At 67.4% G+C, this 17,430-nt stretch carries 16 protein-coding genes; 10 read left to right on the top strand and 6 right to left on the bottom strand.

All coding sequences use genetic code 11. The annotated features are described in order from the left end of the window. Window positions 1–27 precede the first annotated feature (27 nt). From FAZ98_RS29000 to FAZ98_RS28955, 10 genes are all read left to right on the top strand, one after another. On the top strand, window positions 28–882 hold the full coding sequence (locus tag FAZ98_RS29000) for a gallate dioxygenase (protein ID WP_158956781.1): 855 nt from the start codon (window positions 28–30) through the stop codon (window positions 880–882). Continuing rightward, window positions 879–1,238 (top strand): protocatechuate 3,4-dioxygenase, encoded by a 360-nt coding sequence (locus FAZ98_RS28995; RefSeq protein WP_158956779.1) that lies wholly within the window; start codon window positions 879–881, stop codon window positions 1,236–1,238. Before FAZ98_RS29000 ends, FAZ98_RS28995 begins: the two co-directional genes overlap by 4 nt. Window positions 1,239–1,351: 113 nt before the next feature. Continuing rightward, complete coding sequence (locus tag FAZ98_RS28990) at window positions 1,352–2,695, top strand: MFS transporter (protein WP_158956777.1); 1,344 nt, start codon at window positions 1,352–1,354, stop codon at window positions 2,693–2,695. Between the two features lie 150 nt (window positions 2,696–2,845). Then, on the top strand, window positions 2,846–3,961 hold the full coding sequence (locus FAZ98_RS28985) for a porin (protein ID WP_233273002.1): 1,116 nt from the start codon (window positions 2,846–2,848) through the stop codon (window positions 3,959–3,961). A 142-nt stretch (window positions 3,962–4,103) separates the two neighbouring features. Next, window positions 4,104–5,222, top strand: coding sequence for an NAD(P)/FAD-dependent oxidoreductase (locus FAZ98_RS28980; RefSeq protein ID WP_158956775.1), 1,119 nt, complete (start codon window positions 4,104–4,106; stop codon window positions 5,220–5,222). A gap of 85 nt (window positions 5,223–5,307) precedes the next feature. Next, complete coding sequence (locus FAZ98_RS28975) at window positions 5,308–5,601, top strand: antibiotic biosynthesis monooxygenase family protein (RefSeq protein WP_158956773.1); 294 nt, start codon at window positions 5,308–5,310, stop codon at window positions 5,599–5,601. Window positions 5,602–5,849: 248 nt separating this feature from the next. Beyond that, entirely contained in the window at window positions 5,850–6,359 is a 510-nt protein-coding gene (gene fae, locus FAZ98_RS28970; protein ID WP_158956771.1) for a formaldehyde-activating enzyme, read from the top strand. Between the two features lie 13 nt (window positions 6,360–6,372). Then, entirely contained in the window at window positions 6,373–7,407 is a 1,035-nt protein-coding gene (locus tag FAZ98_RS28965) for an aldo/keto reductase (RefSeq protein WP_158956769.1), read from the top strand. Further along, window positions 7,404–8,843, top strand: a complete 1,440-nt coding sequence (locus FAZ98_RS28960) for an NAD-dependent succinate-semialdehyde dehydrogenase (protein WP_158956767.1) — start codon at window positions 7,404–7,406, stop codon at window positions 8,841–8,843. Before FAZ98_RS28965 ends, FAZ98_RS28960 begins: the two co-directional genes overlap by 4 nt. Before the next feature lie 104 nt (window positions 8,844–8,947). Further along, entirely contained in the window at window positions 8,948–10,363 is a 1,416-nt protein-coding gene (locus FAZ98_RS28955; RefSeq protein WP_158956765.1) for an MFS transporter, read from the top strand. A 76-nt stretch (window positions 10,364–10,439) separates the two neighbouring features. On the opposite strand, the gene FAZ98_RS28950 is transcribed toward FAZ98_RS28955, so the two are convergent. From FAZ98_RS28950 to FAZ98_RS28925, 6 genes are all read right to left on the bottom strand, one after another. Beyond that, entirely contained in the window at window positions 10,440–11,318 is an 879-nt protein-coding gene (locus FAZ98_RS28950) for a LysR substrate-binding domain-containing protein (RefSeq protein WP_158956763.1), read from the bottom strand. A gap of 169 nt (window positions 11,319–11,487) precedes the next feature. Further along, window positions 11,488–12,624 carry a CmpA/NrtA family ABC transporter substrate-binding protein gene (locus FAZ98_RS28945; protein ID WP_158956761.1) on the bottom strand — a complete coding sequence of 379 codons (1,137 nt, stop codon included), beginning with the start codon at window positions 12,622–12,624 and terminating at the stop codon, window positions 11,488–11,490. 91 nt (window positions 12,625–12,715) lie between these two features. After that, window positions 12,716–13,327 (bottom strand): ANTAR domain-containing response regulator, encoded by a 612-nt coding sequence (locus FAZ98_RS28940; RefSeq protein WP_158956759.1) that lies wholly within the window; start codon window positions 13,325–13,327, stop codon window positions 12,716–12,718. A gap of 332 nt (window positions 13,328–13,659) precedes the next feature. Continuing rightward, complete coding sequence (locus FAZ98_RS28935; protein WP_158956757.1) at window positions 13,660–15,531, bottom strand: chloride channel protein; 1,872 nt, start codon at window positions 15,529–15,531, stop codon at window positions 13,660–13,662. 13 nt (window positions 15,532–15,544) lie between these two features. Beyond that, window positions 15,545–15,958, bottom strand: a complete 414-nt coding sequence (locus FAZ98_RS28930) for a MarR family winged helix-turn-helix transcriptional regulator (protein ID WP_158956755.1) — start codon at window positions 15,956–15,958, stop codon at window positions 15,545–15,547. Between the two features lie 95 nt (window positions 15,959–16,053). After that, a complete protein-coding gene (locus tag FAZ98_RS28925) occupies window positions 16,054–17,229 on the bottom strand; it encodes an HPP family protein (RefSeq protein WP_158956753.1) in 1,176 nt (391 codons plus the stop codon). Between the last annotated feature and the right edge of the window lie 201 nt (window positions 17,230–17,430).

The raw sequence follows: 17,430 nt of genomic DNA, 5'->3' as shown, positions 1-17,430 counted from the left end.
ATAAATAGCGGCATCGAGGGCAACAGCATGGCAAGGATAGTGGGCGGTATCGGCACATCGCACGTGCCGACGATCGGTTTGGCGTACGACAAGGGCAAGCAGAACGAGCCCGCATGGGCGCCGCTCTTCGCGGGATACGAACCCGTGGCGCAATGGCTCGCCGAGCGCAAGCCCGACGCGCTGGTGATGTTTTATAACGATCACGCGAACAGCTTCTTCTTCGACAATTACCCGACCTTCGCGCTGGGCGTGTCGGGGCGTCACGAATTCGCCGACGAAGGCGCGGGCAAGCGTCCGCTGCCCGATATCGACGGTCATCCCGACCTGGCCATCCATATCGCCGAGCAACTGGTGAACGACGAGTTCGACCTCACGATCTTCCAGGACAAGCCGCTCGATCACGGCTGCAATTCGCCGCTTTCGCTGATGCTGCCGCACGCGGGCGGCTGGCCGACGACGCTCGTGCCCTTCGAGGTGAACGTGCTCCAGTATCCGTTGCCCACGGCGAACCGCTGCTATCGGCTCGGCCAGGCGCTGCGCCGCGCGATCGAATCTTTCGAGCAGGATCTCGACGTGGTGGTGGTCGGCACGGGCGGCCTCTCGCACCAGGTGCACGGCGAGCGCAGCGGCTTCAACAACACCGAGTGGGACATGGAGTTTCTCGACCTGATCGTCAGTGATCCTGAACGGCTCGCGCGCATGAAGCATGTCGATTACGTACGGCTCGGCGGCGCGGAAAGCGTGGAGACGATCATGTGGCTCGCCATGCGCGGCGCGCTCGGCGAGACGGTGCAAGAAGTGCATCGCAACTATTACCTCGCGACCAGCACGGCGATGGCCGTCACGGTGTACGAGCCGGCCGGGGCGGAGGGCGCGCGATGAATCCGCAACTCGAAGGCATCGAAGCGCTGACCGGCACCTACCCGTTCGACATTCGGCAGAGCATGAAGGCGATGCGCCTGAACCGCTTCTTCTGGCAGATGCGCGAACCGGCCGCGCGCGAACTGTGGCTCGCCGACCGCCAGGCCGCCTACGACGCCGCCGCGCTCAGCGGCGAAGAACGTGCGCTCGTCGATGCCACCGACTGGCTCGGCCTCATTCAATACGGCGTGTGCTTTTTCGTGCTCGAAAAATTCGCGCGCGTGGTGAAGATCACGAATCTCGGCATGTACGCGAGCATGCGCGGCGAGACGCTGGAAGCGTTCCTCAAGACGCGCCGCGTGCCCGACGCCGTCTGATTTCGCAGTACCGCCAACGTAGACGTAGTTACACGCAGTCATCGCAAGCAGCAAGTCACAAACCGCCTTCGCCGACGAAGCGAGGGCGCGGGACACACTATCTGGAGACACGCATGAAACCTGCTGACGCAGTGGATATCAAGGGCTTTATCGACGGACGGCGCATGTCGGGCTATCAATGGCTCGTACTCGGCCTGTGCTTTCTGATCGTGACGCTCGACGGCCTCGACACCGCGATCATGGGCTTCGTCGCGCCCGTCGTCATGAAGGAATGGAGCATCGCGCGCGCCGCGTTCGGCCCCGTGATGAGTGCGGCGATGGTGGGCCTCGCCGTGGGCGCGATCGTGGCCGGCCCGGCTGCCGACCGCGTGGGCCGCAAGAAGGTGCTGCTCGGCTCCGTGCTGTGCTTCGGCCTGTTCAGCCTGCTCTGCGCGTTCGCGAGCACGCCGGGCCAACTCGTCGGGCTGCGCTTCCTCACGGGCCTTGGCCTCGGCGCGGCGATGCCGAATTCGACCACGCTGCTCTCCGAATACGTGCCCTCGAAGCGCCGCTCGCTGCTGCTCACGATCATGTTCACGGGCTTCAACTTCGGCTCGGGCGCGGGCGGCTTCGTCGCTGCTTCGCTGATCCCGCACTTCGGCTGGCGCGGCGTGTTCGTGTTCGGCGGCGTGCTGCCGATCCTGTTCGTGCCGGTGCTGATGGCGTTGCTGCCCGAGTCGGCGCGCTTCCTGCTCGTGCGCCGCGCGACCGTGGAGCGCATTGCCGCCACGCTCGGCCGCGTGACGGGGCATCGCTTCGACGCTCACGCGCGCTTCACCGCGCCGGAGCCGACCGTCGTGACAAAAGCGCCCGTGCGCATGCTGTTCGCCGACGGCTATGCCATGAGCACGCTGATGCTGTGGGTCACGTATTTCATGGGACTGCTGATCATTTATCTGCTCACGGGCTGGCTGCCCACGCTCATCAAGGACGCGGGCCTGCCCGTGGAGCGCGCGGCCGCGATTACCGGGATGTTCCAGCTGGGCGGCACAGTGGGCGCGATCGTCGTGGGGTTCGCGATGGACCGGCTCGACCGCAACGCCGTGATCGGCGTGGCGTATCTGCTCGGTGGCGTGTTCATCTTCGCGCTCGGCATGGGCACGCTGCAGTCGGGCTTGCTCACGGTGCTCGTGACTTGCGCGGGCTTCTTCATGAGCGGCGCGCAAACCGGTCTCAACGCGCTCGCGCCGAGTTGCTACCCCACGCGGGCCCGCGCAACCGGGGTGAGCTGGATGCTCGGCTTCGGCCGGCTCGGCGGCATTCTGGGCTCCTTCGTGGGCGGTGTGCTGCTCTCGCTCGGCTTCAGTTTCTCGACCGTGTTCTCGGTGCTCGCGGTGCCGGCGATCATCGCGGCCTTCGCGATCATCCTGAACCGCTTCGCGCTGCGCTTCATCACGGCGCCCGCTGTGGACGCCTGATTCTTACCCCTACGACGTATCCCCACGATTAGCGAATGCGCGGGCGCCATGCCCGCCCTTCGCGGCGTGACGGTCCGCCCATGCCCGGCGCAGCGGACCGGATCATCATCGAACGAATAACAGGTTTGACCCGTACAGGAGACTTGGAGAATGAAAAATCATCAGCACTACAAAACGATGACGCTGGCGGTGGCCGGTGCGATGAGCACGCTGCTCGGCGCGTCGAGCGCGTTCGCGCAAAGCAGCATCACGCTCTACGGCATGATGGACACCGGCATCACGTACGTGAGCAACCAGGGCGGCAAACATAACCTCAAGATGGACGATGGCGTGAACGGCCCGAACCTCTGGGGCATGACCGGCACCGAGGATCTGGGCGGCGGCACCAAGGCCTTCTTCCAGCTCGTCAACCAGTTTCAGATCGACAACGGCAGCTTCATGAACGGCAAGAGCCTGTTCAGCCGTACCTCGATCGTCGGCCTGAGCAACGACCGCTTTGGCAAGCTTTCGCTCGGCAATCAGTACGACTTCATGACGGACTCGCTGTACTTTGGCGGCGACGATCCCGCGGAGGCGTCGGGTCACTTCTACGATTTCCGCGCGGGTCCGTTCCAGAAGCTCGCGCTGCCGGGCAACCCGACGGGCGCGTTCGACTGGGACCGCATGGCCGGAGAAACCGTCAACAACTCTGTGAAGTACGTCACGCCGACCTTCAACGGCTTCAGCGCGGGCGCGATGTACGAGTTCGGCGGCGTGGCCGGTTCGATCGGCACGGGCAACGGCACGAGTTTCGCGCTCAACTACGCGATGCAGAACTTCGGCGTGAACGCGGCATACACGAACCTCAAGACCGTGGTGACGGGCGAGGGCGACGTGAGCGTGCGCAACTGGGGCATTGGCGCGCATTATCGCTTCGGCGGCTGGCTCACGAATGCGCTGTTCACAACGGTGCATAACTCGTACAACGGCGGTTCGGTGTACGAAGGATCAGTGGGCGCGCACTACAACTTCACGCCGGCGTTGAGCGCGGGTGCGTCGTACATGTACATGAAGGGCAACGACGTGGTCGACAACAACCACGCGCATCAAGTGGCGGCGATTGTCGATTACGCGCTCTCGAAGCGCACCAGCGTGTACGCGCTCGCGGTGTATCAGCGTGCCAGTTCGGGCGGCCTCGCGCAGATCAACGGGATGAATTCTTCCGATGGCGCGTCGAGCGGGCAAACCCAGGCCGTGGCGCGGGTGGGGCTGCATACGCGGTTCTGAGCGACGATCGATGCACTTTGAGCAGGTGGAGACGCCGTCCTTCGGGGCGGCGTTTTTTTTATGGATCGACGATTTGCGCTTTTGCGCGAAAGACGTCTCACAAACCCGGCACAATACCCCCATTCCCCCAACAGGAACCAACATGACGGACACGATCGATTGCGTCGTGATCGGCGCGGGCGTGGTCGGGCTCGCGGTGGCGCGCGCGTGCGCGCAACAAGGCTGGGAGACGGTTCTCGTCGAGGCGGAGAACGCCATCGGCACGGGCACCAGCTCGCGCAACAGCGAGGTGATCCACGCCGGCATCTACTATGCGCAGGGTTCGCTCAAGGCGCGCCTGTGCGTGGAAGGCAAACGCAAGCTCTACGCGTATTGCGAGGAAAAAGGCGTGGCCTATCGCCGATGCGGCAAGCTCATCGTCGCGACCAGCGAGTCGCAACTCGACAAGCTGCGCGCGATTCGCGCGGCGGCCGCCGCCAACGGTGTCGACGATCTCGTGTGGCTCACGCGCGAGGAGGCGCTCGCCAAAGAACCCGCGCTGCACTGCGTGGCGGCGCTCGAATCGCCGTCCACGGGCATTCTCGACAGTCACGGCCTCATGCTCGCGCTGCAAGGCGACTTCGAGGCGGCGGGCGGCATGCTCGCGTTCTGCTCGCCGGTTGTCGGCGGGAGCGTGAACGCCAGCCGGGTCGATCAGCCGATCCAGCTCGACATCGGCGGCACGGAGCCCATGCCGCTGCTCGCGAAACGCGTCGTGAACAGCGCGGGCCTGTACGCGCAGCAGGTCGCGCACACGATCCGCGGCATGCGTCCCGAAGCCATTGCGCCGTGGCGTTACGCGAAGGGCAACTACTATTCGCTCGCGGGCGCGGCGCCGTTCTCGCGGCTCGTGTATCCCGTGCCGGAGCCGGGCGGGCTGGGCGTGCATCTCACGCTCGACCTCGGCGGCCAGGCGCGTTTCGGGCCCGACGTCGAATGGATCGACACGATCGATTACACCGTCGACCCGCGCCGCGCCGCGAGTTTCTACGCCGCGATCCGCGCCTACTGGCCCGCGCTGCCTGACGACGCGCTCCAGCCGGGTTATGCTGGCATCCGCCCCAAGCTGGCGATCCCGGCAAAGGACGGCGACTTCATGATCCAGGACGCCGGCGAGCATGGCGTGACCGGGCTTGTGAACCTGTACGGCATCGAATCGCCGGGGCTGACCGCCTCGCTCGCCATCGCCGACGAAGTCGTCGAGCGGCTCCAGCAAGCCTGAACCCGATACATCCGATACACCCCAGCAGTCGGATCAAGCGGAATAATCCGATACACAACGCAGCAACACATCGAAAGGAACGCAGATGGTCTACGAAATGGCGCACATCACCGTGAGCGCGGGCAAGAACGCCGACTTCGAAGCGAACGTCACCCGTGCGCTGCCGCTCTTCCACCGCGCGCGCGGCTGCCGCGCCGTGGAGCTGCAACGCAGCGTGGAGGAGCCGAACCAGTACGTGCTCGTCGTGCAGTGGGACACCGTGGAAGACCACATGGTCCACTTCCGCGAGTCGGCCGACTTCCAGGAATGGCGCGCGCTGGTCGGGCCGTTCTTCGAGAAGCCGCCGGTCGTCGGGCACACCGAAGTCGTGGTGAAGTAAGCCGCCGCGGCCAGTCCCGAACTGGCCGCAAGCCCTGAGCGCGACCCGTCAGGCACCGTCGCCCGCCGCCGGTTCGAGCCGGCCGACCCCGTCCGGATCCGGCGCGCGGGCGCACCTCATCAGCACAAACCCGGATATGAGTTAACCTCCGTCCCCGCCGAGAAATCATCGATTCATCCGCCGTTCAGCGCCCAGGCACAATCCGTCCACGATTTTTCCCCAAAAGAAAGTGGACAGGAGCGAAACGGATGGACAAGCAGCTTTTCATCGGCGAAGGATTCGAAGGCCCGGGCGTGAATCTCGCCCACATCAACGTGCTGGTCGGCCCGCGTAACGGCCCGGCCGGTCAAGCGTTCGCCACCGCGCTCGCCACGCCTTCGGCCGGACATGCGCCGTTCGTCGTGATCGCCCAGCCGGGCGTGCCGACCAAGCCGCTCACGCTCTACGTCAACAAGGCGCAGATCGACGGCGACTTCCACGGCAACGCCACGTGGGGCGCCTCGCAGGCCGGCATCGCCAGGGCCGTCGCCGAATCGCTCGAAAACGGCACGCTGCCGCCCGAAGCCGAGAACGACTGGGTCGTCGTCTCCGCGAACTGGGTCAATCCGAAAACCGACGACCTCGACGCCGTGTTCGAGAACAACTACCGCGCCTGCAAGAACGCGATCATCGCCGCAATGGAAGGCCTGCCGCGCAAGGCGGATGTGTTCGCCGCCGCGCGCGAAGTCTCGAACCCGTTCTACACGCCGAAGAAGTAAGGAGACGCTAAAAATGGAATACGTGCGTCTCGGCCAATCGGGCCTGAAAGTTTCGCGTCTGTGCCTCGGCACGATGAACATGGGCACGCCCGACTGGAAGCCCTGGATTTTCGACGAAGCGCAAAGCGAGCCGATCGTGCGCCACGCGCTCGAAGCGGGCGTGAACTTCATCGACCTCGCCGACTTCTACTCGACCGGCGTGGGCGAAGAAGTCGTCGGCCGCATCCTCAAGCGCCTCGCGCGCCGCGAAGAGCTCGTCGTCACGACCAAGGTCGGCTACGACATGGGCGCGTACCAGAACGCGGGCGGCCATTCGCGCAAGCACGTGATGGACGGCATCGACGGCTCGCTCAAGCGCCTCGGCATGGAATACGTCGACATCTTCATGCTCCATTACTTCGACGTGAACACGCCGGTGGAAGAAACCATGGGCGCGCTCGACGACATCGTGCGCGCGGGCAAGGCGCGCTACATCGGCGTGTCGACCATGTACACGTGGCAGTTCGCGAAGATCATGCAGGCCTGCGAGAAGAACGGCTGGCACAAGCCGATCAACATGCAGCTGCAACTGAACGCCGCCTACCGCGAGGAAGAGCGCGAGATGGTGCCGTATTGCGTGGATCAGGGCGTGGGCGTTTCGGTGTTCAGCCCGCTCGCGCGCGGCCTGCTCTCGAGCGATCCCAACTCGACGCGTAACCAGACCGACTTCTTCACCGCGCAAATGTATGGCGACACGGCTTCGCGCGAGATCGCCGCTTCGGTGGCGCGCGTGGCGCGTGCGCGCGGCGTGACGCCCGCGCAGATCGCGCAGGCGTGGGTGCTGGACCGCGCGGGCGTGTCGAGCATGCTGGTGGGCGCGGATACCCCGGCGCAATTCGACAGCGCGCTCGCGGCGCTCGAAACGAAGCTCACCGACGACGAGCGCTTCGAGATCGACCGCAACTACACGCCGTGCGATCTCATCAACGACTACACGGCGGGCCGCCGCGTGCCGCGCGAGCCGCGTCCGGCGCAAACGCTGGCCGAAGTCGGCATGGAGGCGGCATGAGCGATTTCCTGCGTACCGGACATTACATCGACGGCGCCTGGCGCACGGGCGCGCAGACCTACGCGGTTCGCAATCCGGCGACGGGCGACGTGATCGCGCAAGTCGCGAAGGGCGGCGCGGAAGAAACGCGCGAAGCCATCGCCGCCGCCGAACGCGCGTTTCCGGCCTGGCGCGCGCTCACGGCGAAAGAGCGCAGCGTGCGCGTGAAGCGTTGGGGCGAGCTGATGCTCGAGCATCGCGACGCGCTCGGCGAACTGCTCTCGCGCGAACAAGGCAAGCCGCTTGCCGAAGCGCGCGGCGAAGTGGCCTATGCGGCGAGCTTCCTCGAGTGGTTCGCCGAAGAAGCCAAGCGCAGCTACGGCGACGTGATTCCCAGCCCGAAGCCCAACTCGCGCATCGTCGTGACGCGCGAGCCGGTGGGCGTCGTGGCCGCGATCACGCCGTGGAATTTCCCGCTCGCGATGATCACGCGTAAGGCGGGCCCGGCGCTGGCGGCGGGTTGCACGATGGTGCTCAAGCCGTCCGAGGAAACGCCGCTGTCCGCGTTCGCGCTGGCGGTGCTGGCGGAACAGGCCGGCGTGCCCGCGGGCGTGTTCAACGTGGTGTCGGGCGACGCGGTCGCGATCGGCAACACGCTCACCGAGTCGCCGGTCGTGCGCAAGCTCTCGTTCACGGGCTCGACGCGCGTGGGCAAACTGCTCGCGCGCCAGTCAGCGGATACGCTCAAGAAGCTCTCGCTCGAACTCGGCGGCAACGCGCCGTTCATCGTGTTCGACGACGCCGATCTCGACGCGGCCGTGCAAGGCGCCATGGCCTCGAAGTTCCGCAACACGGGCCAGACCTGCGTGTGCGTGAACCGCTTCTACGTGCAGGACGGCATTTACGACGCCTTCACGCAGGCGCTCACGAAGGCCGTGCGCGAGCTGCGCGTGGGCAACGCGCTCAAGGGCGACTTCGACCAGGGACCGCTCATCAACGACGCCGCGCTCGCCAAGGTCGAAGCGCATGTCGCCGACGCGCAGCGCCACGGCGCGCAGGTGCTCACGGGCGGCAAGCGCCATACGCTCGGCGGCACGTTCTACGAGCCCACGGTGCTCGGCAACGCGAAGCGCGAAATGCTGGTCGCCGACGAGGAAACCTTCGGCCCGGTGGCCGCGTGCTTCCGCTTCGCCACGGAACAGGAAGTGATCGCGCTCGCCAACGACACGCCGTACGGTTTGTCGGCCTACTTCTATACGCGCGATCTCGGCCGCGCGTGGCGCGTCTCGGAAGCGCTGGAGTCGGGCATGGTGGGCGTCAACGACGGCATCATCTCGACCGAAGTCGCGCCGTTCGGCGGCGTGAAGCAGTCGGGCCTCGGCCGCGAAGGCTCGAAGTACGGCCTCGACGAATACGTCGAACTGAAGTACGTGCTGATGGCCGGCCTCGACCGCTAGCCGTCGCGCGCGCCGCCCCGTGCTTTCGCGCGGGGCGGCGCGCTTTCCGTTACGGCCCGCGCGTCTCGCGCATGCGGCCGACAAGAACACAGCAGGGAGACAGCATGAGCCAACCTCAGATTCTTTCGTCGACGCTCGACGAAGCGGGCGCGAGCGTCGATGCCCCGCCGCGCGCGCCCGAAGCGGACCTCGCGCGCGACGCGCGGCACGGCGCGGGCGTCGCGTTCGACGACGTTCCCGTCAACCGCTTTCACGTCAAGATCGCGGGCCTGACCTTCGGCGCGCACTTCACCGAGGGCTACGCGCTCGGCACCATCGGCTACGCGCTCGCGTCGCTCAACAAGCAGATGCCGCTCGATACGTTCTGGACCGGCATGGTGGGCAGCGCCGCGCTGATCGGCGTGTTTCTCGGCAGCCTCGTGTTCGGCCGGCTGTCGGACCGCATGGGCCGCCAGCGCATTTTCATGTTGAGCTTCTTCATCATCACGATCGCGGCGTTCGCGCAGTTCTACGTGACGTCGCCCGCCATGCTGTGCGCGTTGCGCGTGCTGATTGGCGTCGGCATGGGCGGCGACTTCGCCGTGGGCCACACGTTCCTCGCCGAATTCTCGCCGCGCAAGCATCGCGGCACGCTGCTCGGTTCGTTCAGCGTGATCTGGACGATCGGCTACGTGGTCGCGAGCGTGCTGGGCATCTATTACGCCGATGCCGCGCCGGACGCGTGGCGCTGGCTGCTGGCCTCGGCGGGCGTGCCCGCGCTGCTCGTGCTGCTCGCGCGCATGGGCACGCCGGAGTCGCCGCGCTGGCTGCAAAGCAAGGGCCGTCACGCCGAAGCCAACGCGATCGTGCACAAGTACCTCGGCGCGAACGTCGTGCTCGATCAACCGGCCGACACGCCGAAACACGCCAACGACGGCTTCGCGCGGCTCTTCAAGCCCGACATGCTGCGCCGCACTGTGTTCAACTGCACGTTCTTCGTGTGCCTCGTGATTCCGTACTTCGCGATCTACACGTTCCTGCCTTCCGTGCTCAAGGCCGTGCATCTGAACGAAGGTTCGGGCGCCGACTTCCTGCTCAACGGCTTCCTGATCTTCGGCGCGCTGCTCGGCATCTGGCTGATGGTGCGTCTGCCGCGCCGCACGTTCCTGATCGGCTCGTTCGCGATCTGCGCCGCCTCGCTGGCCATGTTGAGCTGGCTGCCCGATTCGGCGCGCGTCGGCATGATCGTCGCGTTCGCCGTGTTCACGGTGACGATGTCGGCGTTCTCGAATCTCGTGGGCGTGTATCCGCCGGAGTGTTTCCCGACCTCGGTGCGTGCCTGCGGCGTGGGCGTGGCGATCGCGTGCAGCCGGCTCGGCTCGGCCATCGGCACGTTCCTGCTGCCGCTCGGCATCGCGCAACTCGGCTTTCACGCGACGATGATGGCGCTCGCGGCCGTGCTGATCGTCGGCATGATCGTGTCGATCCTGTGGGCGCCGGAAACGAAGCATCTCACGCTGAACCAGGCGAGCCACGGTTAAACGATAACGACCGGCCGCGATAAAAAAGCGCCGTCCCGCGGAAGCGGGCGGCGCTTTTTCGCGTGGATACGGAACGCTATTCGGCGACCAGAATCTGCTGGCGCAGCCAGTCGGCGAACGCCTGCACGTGCGCGAGCTGCACGTCCTCGCGGGCGATGTCGAGCCAGTAGCCGTAGGGGCCGTCCACCTGCACGTCGGAGTAGGACACGAGCGTGCCCTCGGCCAGTTCCTCGGTGATCATGTTGCGATCGACGATGGCGAGGCCCGCGCCTTTGCGCGCGGCATGGATCGCCTGTTCCAGTGTGGAGAACTCGATGCCTTCGCGCGCTTCGTCGTCGTCGAACGGAATGCCCGCGCTCGCGAGCCAGTCGGGCCACAGATTGAGGCGCTCGCCGTCGTGCAGCACATGCAGATGCGGCAGTGTGTGCAGCATGGTTTCGAGCGGCGCGCCCGCGAGCCGCGGCGAACCCACGAGCGTGTGGCGCTCCACGGCCATCAGTTCGGAATACGCGCCGGAGAGCGGTTCGCGGCCGAAGCGGATCGTGCAGTCGGCGTCGGCGTGCGGCGAGGTGCGCACGGAGAGATCGGCGTCGGGCAGCGCGGCGGACAGCAGCGGCAGACGCGGCGAAAACCATTGCGTGGCGAAGGTGGGCGGCAGCGCGAGCACGAGCCGCCGGCGGGCTTTTTTCGCCGACGACAGCGCGCGCGTGCCGCGCTCCAGCGTGTCGAACGCCTCGCTCACGCAAGGCAGCAGGCGCGCGCCCGCGGCCGTGAGCTTGATGCCGCGATGGTCGCGCTCGAACAGCTTTTCGCCGAGCGACTCCTCGAGAATACGGATCTGGCGGCTCACGGCGCCTTGCGTCACGCACAGCGACGCCGCGGCGCGGTTGAAACTCAGGTGCTGCGCGGTTTCTTCGAAGAAACGCAGCGCAATCAGGGAAGGAAGACGTCGCATAGGCTTCACACGCTCAATGCCGGCGCCGCAGGCGCCCTCACGAGGCGCAGCGAGGCTGCGCGCCGGCGACGCGCAACGTACGCCGGAAGCCGGTGATCGTCAAGCTATGCGAAGCCCTGGGACGACCTGCGTCGCCTGGGGGCCGCCCTGGCGTGGCTCGCGCCGAGGCTCAGGCGCGCACGTCGAAGCTGTCCACGTAGCGGGCGGCGTTCTCGCCGTTCCAGACGCGGCCGTCGACGAACGGCGCGGTCGCGGCGGCTGGCGGCACCGCGACGTGAAGCGCCTCAGCCGCTTCGCGATAGAGCGCGGTCTGGTTCAGCGCCCGGGCGATGTCGCGATAGTCGTCGCGGCGCGCGAGCATGCCCCATCGTTCGAATTGCGTCAGGAACCAGACGCCTTCCGCCTCGTGCGGATAGTTCACGCGGCCTTCGTCGAAGAAGCGCATGGCCGCGGGTCGATGCATGGCGTCGGCGCAAAGACCGGTCGCGATCAGCCCGGCATCGACATCGAGCATTTCCGGGCGCGCGAGCCATTGCGCGATTTCCGTGCGATGCCCGGCGCCGTCGAGCCAGCGGCACGCTTCGAGCATCGCGCTCACGAGCGCGCGCGCCGTGTTCGGATAGCGCGCGACGAAATCGCGCCGGCACGCGAGCACTTTCTCGGGATGGTCGGGCCAGATTTCGCCGCTGCGGATCACGGTGCGGCCCACGCCGCGCGCCTGCGCGAGCAGCGGCCACGGTTCGCCCACGCACAGGCCGTCGAGTCCTTCGTCGTCGAGCGCGGAGGCCATTTGCGGCGGCGGAATCACCACGCTGTCGATGTCGCGCAGCGGATGCACGCCTTGCGCGGCCAGCCAGTAGTACAGCCACATCGCGTGCGTGCCGGTCGGGAAGGTTTGCGCGAACGCTGGCTTGCGGCCGAGGGTGGCGAGCGCGCGCGGCAGCGTGCCGTGCTCGTCGAGCGCGTCGGCGACGCGGTTGGAGAGCGCGATCGCCTGACCGTTGCGGTTGAGCACCATCAGCACGGCCATGTCCGTTTGCGGGCCGCCGAGCCCGAGCTGCACGCCGTAGACGAGGCCGTAGAGCGAATGCGCGGCGTCGAGTTCGCCCGCGAGCAGCTTGTCGCGCAGCGCGGCCCACGAAGGCTGGCGCGAGAGTTCGAGCGTGAGGCCGTGCGCGTGGCCGAATTCGAGCAGCTTGGCGGCGACGAGCGGCGCGGCGTCGGCGAGCGGCACGAAGCCGATCTTCAGATGGGTTTTCTCGGGCGCGCCGAAAGGCGCGGATTGCGGTGCGGTGTGGGCGTTCATGGGCGGCTCGTTGCGGCGGCGCGCGGCGTGCGCGGTCCTGCGGGTTGCGGCGCGTTCGGTGCGGATGGCGGTGCGAGGGGGCGGGGCGCGCTCATCGTGGCTCGCGCGGCTTGTCGGAAGACGGGAACGATGGCGACGACGAGGCCGAGTCCACGAGCTGGCGCGCGACTTCGGCGAGCTTCAGGCTCTGGTTCATGGCGCGCTTGCGCAGCAGCGCGTAGGCGGCGGGCTCGGTCATCTTCTGCTGTTCCATCAGGAGGCGTTTCGCGCGGTCGATCAGCTTGCGCTCGGCGAGCTCGTTCTCGGCCTGCGTGAGCCGCTCGCGCAGTTGCGCTTCCTGCGCGAAGCGCGCGAGCGCGACTTCAAGGATCGGCGCGAGGCGCTCGCTCGCGAGACCTTCCACGAGGTAGGCGGTCACGCCCGCGTTCACGGCCGAGCGGATCAATTGCTGGTTCGCGTCGTGGCTGAACATCAGCACGGGACGCGGCGCGGTGGCGTTCATCACCGCGAGCTGTTCGAGCGTGTCGCGGGCGGGCGATTCGGTGTCGATGATGATGACGTCGGGGCGCTCGCGTTCGACGACGCGATGCAGCGCCTGCGGCGTGGCGGGCTCCGGCAGCATGTCGTAGCCGAGCTTCGCGAGCGCGTCGCGCAGGTCGCCGATCGGCTTGTCGGTGTCGGTTACGAGCAATACGCGCAGCATGGGGAGTCTTCGGTCGACGGCATGAAGGCTTCGACGGTTAAGGTTTTCGTAGCGTGGGGCAAAGCGGTGCAGCGCGCGCCATCGTGGACGCGAGAGGTATCTGCAAGGTGCGTGCCAGCGCACGTTGGGGCGTGGCGCGCGGCGGTTCGGGCGGCGGCGCGGCGGATGGGCGGTCCAGCAGGGGATTTGACGCACTGCAGCAGTGCACGCGCCAAAACGCGCCGCACCGGATTGGCGCAGGGCGGGCCGCGAAGGCAATGGGTATGGCGATGGCGGCGCCCGCGAGCGGGCGCGCGGGCGCGGTTTGTCGTCGACGAAATCCGGGCCGCGCTTCAGCCCGGCTTGCCGACCGGCGGGAAACGCCGCTTGCCGCCGATCGCGATGCGCCGGAAGCGCTCTTTCTTGTGCTCTTCCTCGAAGTGCGAGAGCGAGAGTTGCACGAGGTCGCTGCGCGACACGATACCCACGAGTTGCCGCGTCTTGCGGTCGGTGACCACGGGCAGGCGTTCGAGACCGTGCACGGCGAGACGCGTGGCGATCTGGCGGCAGGTTTCCTCGCGCAGCGCCACGTCGGGCGAGCGCGGCGCGAGCAGCGTGCCGAGCGGCGTGTCCAGCCGTCGATCGAGGGCTTCAGCCGGATCGCTGGCCGAATCACCGGCCAACTCAGCGCCCGAATGACCGACTGCGTTGCCCGCGCGCACGGCGTCGAGCGTTTCGCGGTCGATCACGCCGACCAGCGCGCCGTCGCGCACCACCGGCCATGCGCGATGCCGCTGCGCCGGACCGAAATACTGCGCGAGCGCGTCGCGCACGCTCACGCTGGCGTCGATGGTGTCGACGTCGCGCGTCATCACCTCGTCGACATAATGGCGTTCCAGCGGATCGACGCCGTATTCGCGATAGATGTGATAGCCGCGCCGCGCGATCTTCTCGGTCATGATCGAGCGCTTCATGACGATGGTCGCGAAGCCGTGCGCGACGAGCGTGGCCGCGAGCAGCGGCAAGAGCGCATTGCCGTCGTGTGTGAGGCCGAACGCGAACACGATGGCCGTGAGCGGCGCACCGAGCGTGGCGCCCAGCGTGGCCGCCATGCACACGAGCGGCCACAGCGCGGGATCGCTGCCGGGCAGCACGTGGCCGAACACATGACTGAGCACGGAGCCGAGGCCCGCGCCGAGCATGAGCAGCGGCGCGAGCACGCCGCCCGAGGTGCCCGAGCCGAGCGCGACGACCCAGATCACGGCCTTCACCACCAGGATGGCGAGCGCCACCTGCAGCACGAGATGTTGATGCAGCAGGTCGCCGATCACGTCGTAGCCCACGCCGAGCGCGCGCGGCTCGATGAAACCGCCGATGCCCACCACGAGACCGCCGATAGCGGGCCACCACGACCAGTGCAGCGGCAGATGGCCGAACGCGTCCTCGACCTTGTAGAGCGCCGCCGACAAACCCGAGGCCAGCGCGCCCGAGAGCAGCCCGGCGATCAGGCAGGCGACCAGCGCCGTGGCGTGCGGCGGGCTCGTTTGCAACGCGAACAGCGGCTCCGTGCCGAAGAAGATCGCGCGCGCGAAGCCCGCCACGGCGCACGCGAGCGCGACCGGCAGGAAGCTGCGCGGACGCCATTCGAACAGCAGCAGTTCCACCGCGAGCAGCACCGCCGCGACCGGCGTGCCGAACACGGCCGTCATGCCCGCGGCCGCGCCCGCCACGAGCAGCGTCTTGCGCTCGGCCGCGGTGAGGCGCACGCACTGCGCGATGAGCGAGCCGATCGCGCCGCCCGTCATGATGATCGGGCCTTCCGCGCCGAACGGCCCGCCGCTGCCGATCACGATGCCCGAGGAAAGCGGCTTGAGCACGGCCACTTTCGGCGACATCCGGCTCTTGCCGAACAGAATGGCCTCGATGGCTTCGGGAATGCCGTGGCCGCGAATCTTCTCGGAGCCGTAACGCGCCATCATCCCGACGATCAAGCCGCCCGCGACCGGCACCACGATCACCCACGCGCCGAGCGTGTTGAGCGCGGGCGAGCGGTCGGCCAACGACAACTGGCCGAAGAAGAACAGGTTCGTGAAGCCGTGGATCAGGCTCAGCAGCACGAACGCGGCGAGCGTGGCGAGTGCGCCGATCAACGCAGCGAGCGCGCTGATGCCGGGCAGTCGCGCATTCGCGGAAAAGTCGCGCTTGTGGGAATCGTCGGAATGCATGGTCGTGGGATCGTCAGAGATCGATTTGCGGAATGGTGAAGGCGCCGTCGAGCGATTTGAGTTCGGCGCGATGCAGTTCGGCGAGGCGCGCGAGCAGCTTTTCGCCCGCGGGCAGCAGATGCACCTCCACCTGGCGGCGGTCGCGTTCGCTCACGCGCCGGGCCACGAGTTCGAGCGCCTCGCAGCGCGAGACCAGCGCGACCACGCCGTGATGCTGGGCCTGCAGCCGCTCGGCCAGTTCGCCGATGGTCGCCCACTCGCGCAGCGGATAGCCCTTGATATGCAGCAGCAACAGGTATTGCAGCGGCGTGATGCCTTCGCCTTGCGCGGCCTGCTCGGAAAAGCGCTCGAAGCGCCGCATCTGATAGCGGAATTCGGAGAGCTGTTCGAAGTCGGCTTTCACGAGGTCGCGTGCGGGTTTTTTCATCGGAAGTCCATGGTCCTTGACTGTCGCCGAATATATCACAACATGATATGAATGGACGGAGATGCCCGTAGCGCGGGCTTGCGTCCTGCCCGTTTTTATCCGACGCTGGGCGACACGCTCGCGCGTTGCGCCGCGCGCGACTGCTGATACAGGCCCGAAATCAGGTCGGCCTGCGTGACGATGCCCGCGAGCCGCCGTTCGCCGTCGACCACCGGCACGTGATGATGCCCGCGCCCCGCGTAGAGCCGCACGAGTTCCACGATCGGCGTGGTGACCTGCACCGTGCGCACGTGCGTGGACATCAGCAGCGCGACCTTCACGCTGTCCGCGTGGGGGCGCAGCGTGGGTAGGAGCGCATGCAGCGCGACGCGCAGCGGATGGCGGTCCGCGCCGTGGTCGGCGAGATCGGCGCGCGTGACGATGCCTTTGACGCGACGCTCGGCGTCGACCACGGGCAGCGCCTTCACGTCGTGTTGCTTGAGGAGCGCGCGCGCTTCTTCCACAGTGGTCGATGGCGCGATGCTGACCACGTGGCTCGACATCACGTCGGCGCAGGTGAGTTCGCCGAAGCTGCGCGCGTAGGCACGAATTTCGGCGTCGCGCAGGATGGTTTCGAGATCGTCGGTGTCGATGTCGAGCAGTTCGTCGCGATCGCGCAGCACGGCTTCGAGGTCGGCGCGCGCGAAGCCGGATTGCGCGGGCGCGGCTTCGGCGCGGGCGGCCGCCTGAGGCGCGCGCGCCGCGTGCGGATAGCGATGGTCGTTCACCGCGTGCCAGAGCAGGGCGCTGCCGAGCAGCAGGAACGATTGCAGCGCGACCGGCGCGAGCACGAAGCCGTAGCCGAGCGCATGCACGGCGGGGCCGCCGAGCACGGCCGTGAGCGCGACCGCGCCCGAGGGCGGATGCACGCAGCGCAGCGTGAACATGACGCAGATCGCCACGCCAACCGCGACGGCGGCGGCCGTGACCGGGTCGGCGATCCACAGTGCGGCGGTGACGCCCACCGTCGCCGAAACCAGATTGCCGCCGATGATCGACCACGGCTGCGCGAGCGGGCTCGACGGCACGCCGAACAGGAGCACGGCGGAGGCACCCATCGGCGCGATCAGGAACGGCACGCTCGAGGCGCCGAGCCAGCGGTGCGCCACCAGCCCGGTAATGGCGATGCCGACGAGCGCGCCCGCGCCCGCGCGCAGACGTTCGCGCCAGGTGACGGTGGCGCGCGAGGGGGCGAAACGGCTGAGCCAGCGGAGGAGGTTGAAACGGGACACGGTCGGGAACGCAGGTTTCGGGGCGAGGCGGCACGCCTGGCGGCGGCCGCGGCGCGGCCGTTTGCGAGGGCGCGCCAGCGAACAAGGACGGCGCGTGGCCGTCCGGCGAAACCGGAATTATATCGCAACGTGATATATATCGCGACGGCGAGCCGCAACCGAAGCGCTGCGCGCTGCGTGGGCGTGGGAAGTGCCGCTATA

The organism is Paraburkholderia acidisoli (assembly GCF_009789675.1).
Lineage (GTDB): Bacteria > Pseudomonadota > Gammaproteobacteria > Burkholderiales > Burkholderiaceae > Paraburkholderia > Paraburkholderia acidisoli.
Note: the sequence above shows the minus strand (reverse complement) of the source record. Positions and strands in the feature narration are given on the sequence as shown.

Excerpts from the sequence above, each read along its gene's own strand:
- FAZ98_RS29000 (WP_158956781.1), top strand. The coding sequence starts at position 28 with ATGGCAAGGATAGTGGGCGGTATCGGCACATCGCACGTGCCGACGATC.
- FAZ98_RS28995 (WP_158956779.1), top strand. The coding sequence starts at position 879 with ATGAATCCGCAACTCGAAGGCATCGAAGCGCTGACCGGCACCTACCCG.
- FAZ98_RS28990 (WP_158956777.1), top strand. The coding sequence starts at position 1,352 with ATGAAACCTGCTGACGCAGTGGATATCAAGGGCTTTATCGACGGACGG.
- FAZ98_RS28985 (WP_233273002.1), top strand. The coding sequence starts at position 2,846 with ATGAAAAATCATCAGCACTACAAAACGATGACGCTGGCGGTGGCCGGT.
- FAZ98_RS28980 (WP_158956775.1), top strand. The coding sequence starts at position 4,104 with ATGACGGACACGATCGATTGCGTCGTGATCGGCGCGGGCGTGGTCGGG.
- FAZ98_RS28975 (WP_158956773.1), top strand. The coding sequence starts at position 5,308 with ATGGTCTACGAAATGGCGCACATCACCGTGAGCGCGGGCAAGAACGCC.
- fae (WP_158956771.1), top strand. The coding sequence starts at position 5,850 with ATGGACAAGCAGCTTTTCATCGGCGAAGGATTCGAAGGCCCGGGCGTG.
- FAZ98_RS28965 (WP_158956769.1), top strand. The coding sequence starts at position 6,373 with ATGGAATACGTGCGTCTCGGCCAATCGGGCCTGAAAGTTTCGCGTCTG.
- FAZ98_RS28960 (WP_158956767.1), top strand. The coding sequence starts at position 7,404 with ATGAGCGATTTCCTGCGTACCGGACATTACATCGACGGCGCCTGGCGC.
- FAZ98_RS28955 (WP_158956765.1), top strand. The coding sequence starts at position 8,948 with ATGAGCCAACCTCAGATTCTTTCGTCGACGCTCGACGAAGCGGGCGCG.
- FAZ98_RS28950 (WP_158956763.1), bottom strand. The coding sequence starts at position 11,318 with ATGCGACGTCTTCCTTCCCTGATTGCGCTGCGTTTCTTCGAAGAAACC.
- FAZ98_RS28945 (WP_158956761.1), bottom strand. The coding sequence starts at position 12,624 with ATGAACGCCCACACCGCACCGCAATCCGCGCCTTTCGGCGCGCCCGAG.
- FAZ98_RS28940 (WP_158956759.1), bottom strand. The coding sequence starts at position 13,327 with ATGCTGCGCGTATTGCTCGTAACCGACACCGACAAGCCGATCGGCGAC.
- FAZ98_RS28935 (WP_158956757.1), bottom strand. The coding sequence starts at position 15,531 with ATGCATTCCGACGATTCCCACAAGCGCGACTTTTCCGCGAATGCGCGA.
- FAZ98_RS28930 (WP_158956755.1), bottom strand. The coding sequence starts at position 15,958 with ATGAAAAAACCCGCACGCGACCTCGTGAAAGCCGACTTCGAACAGCTC.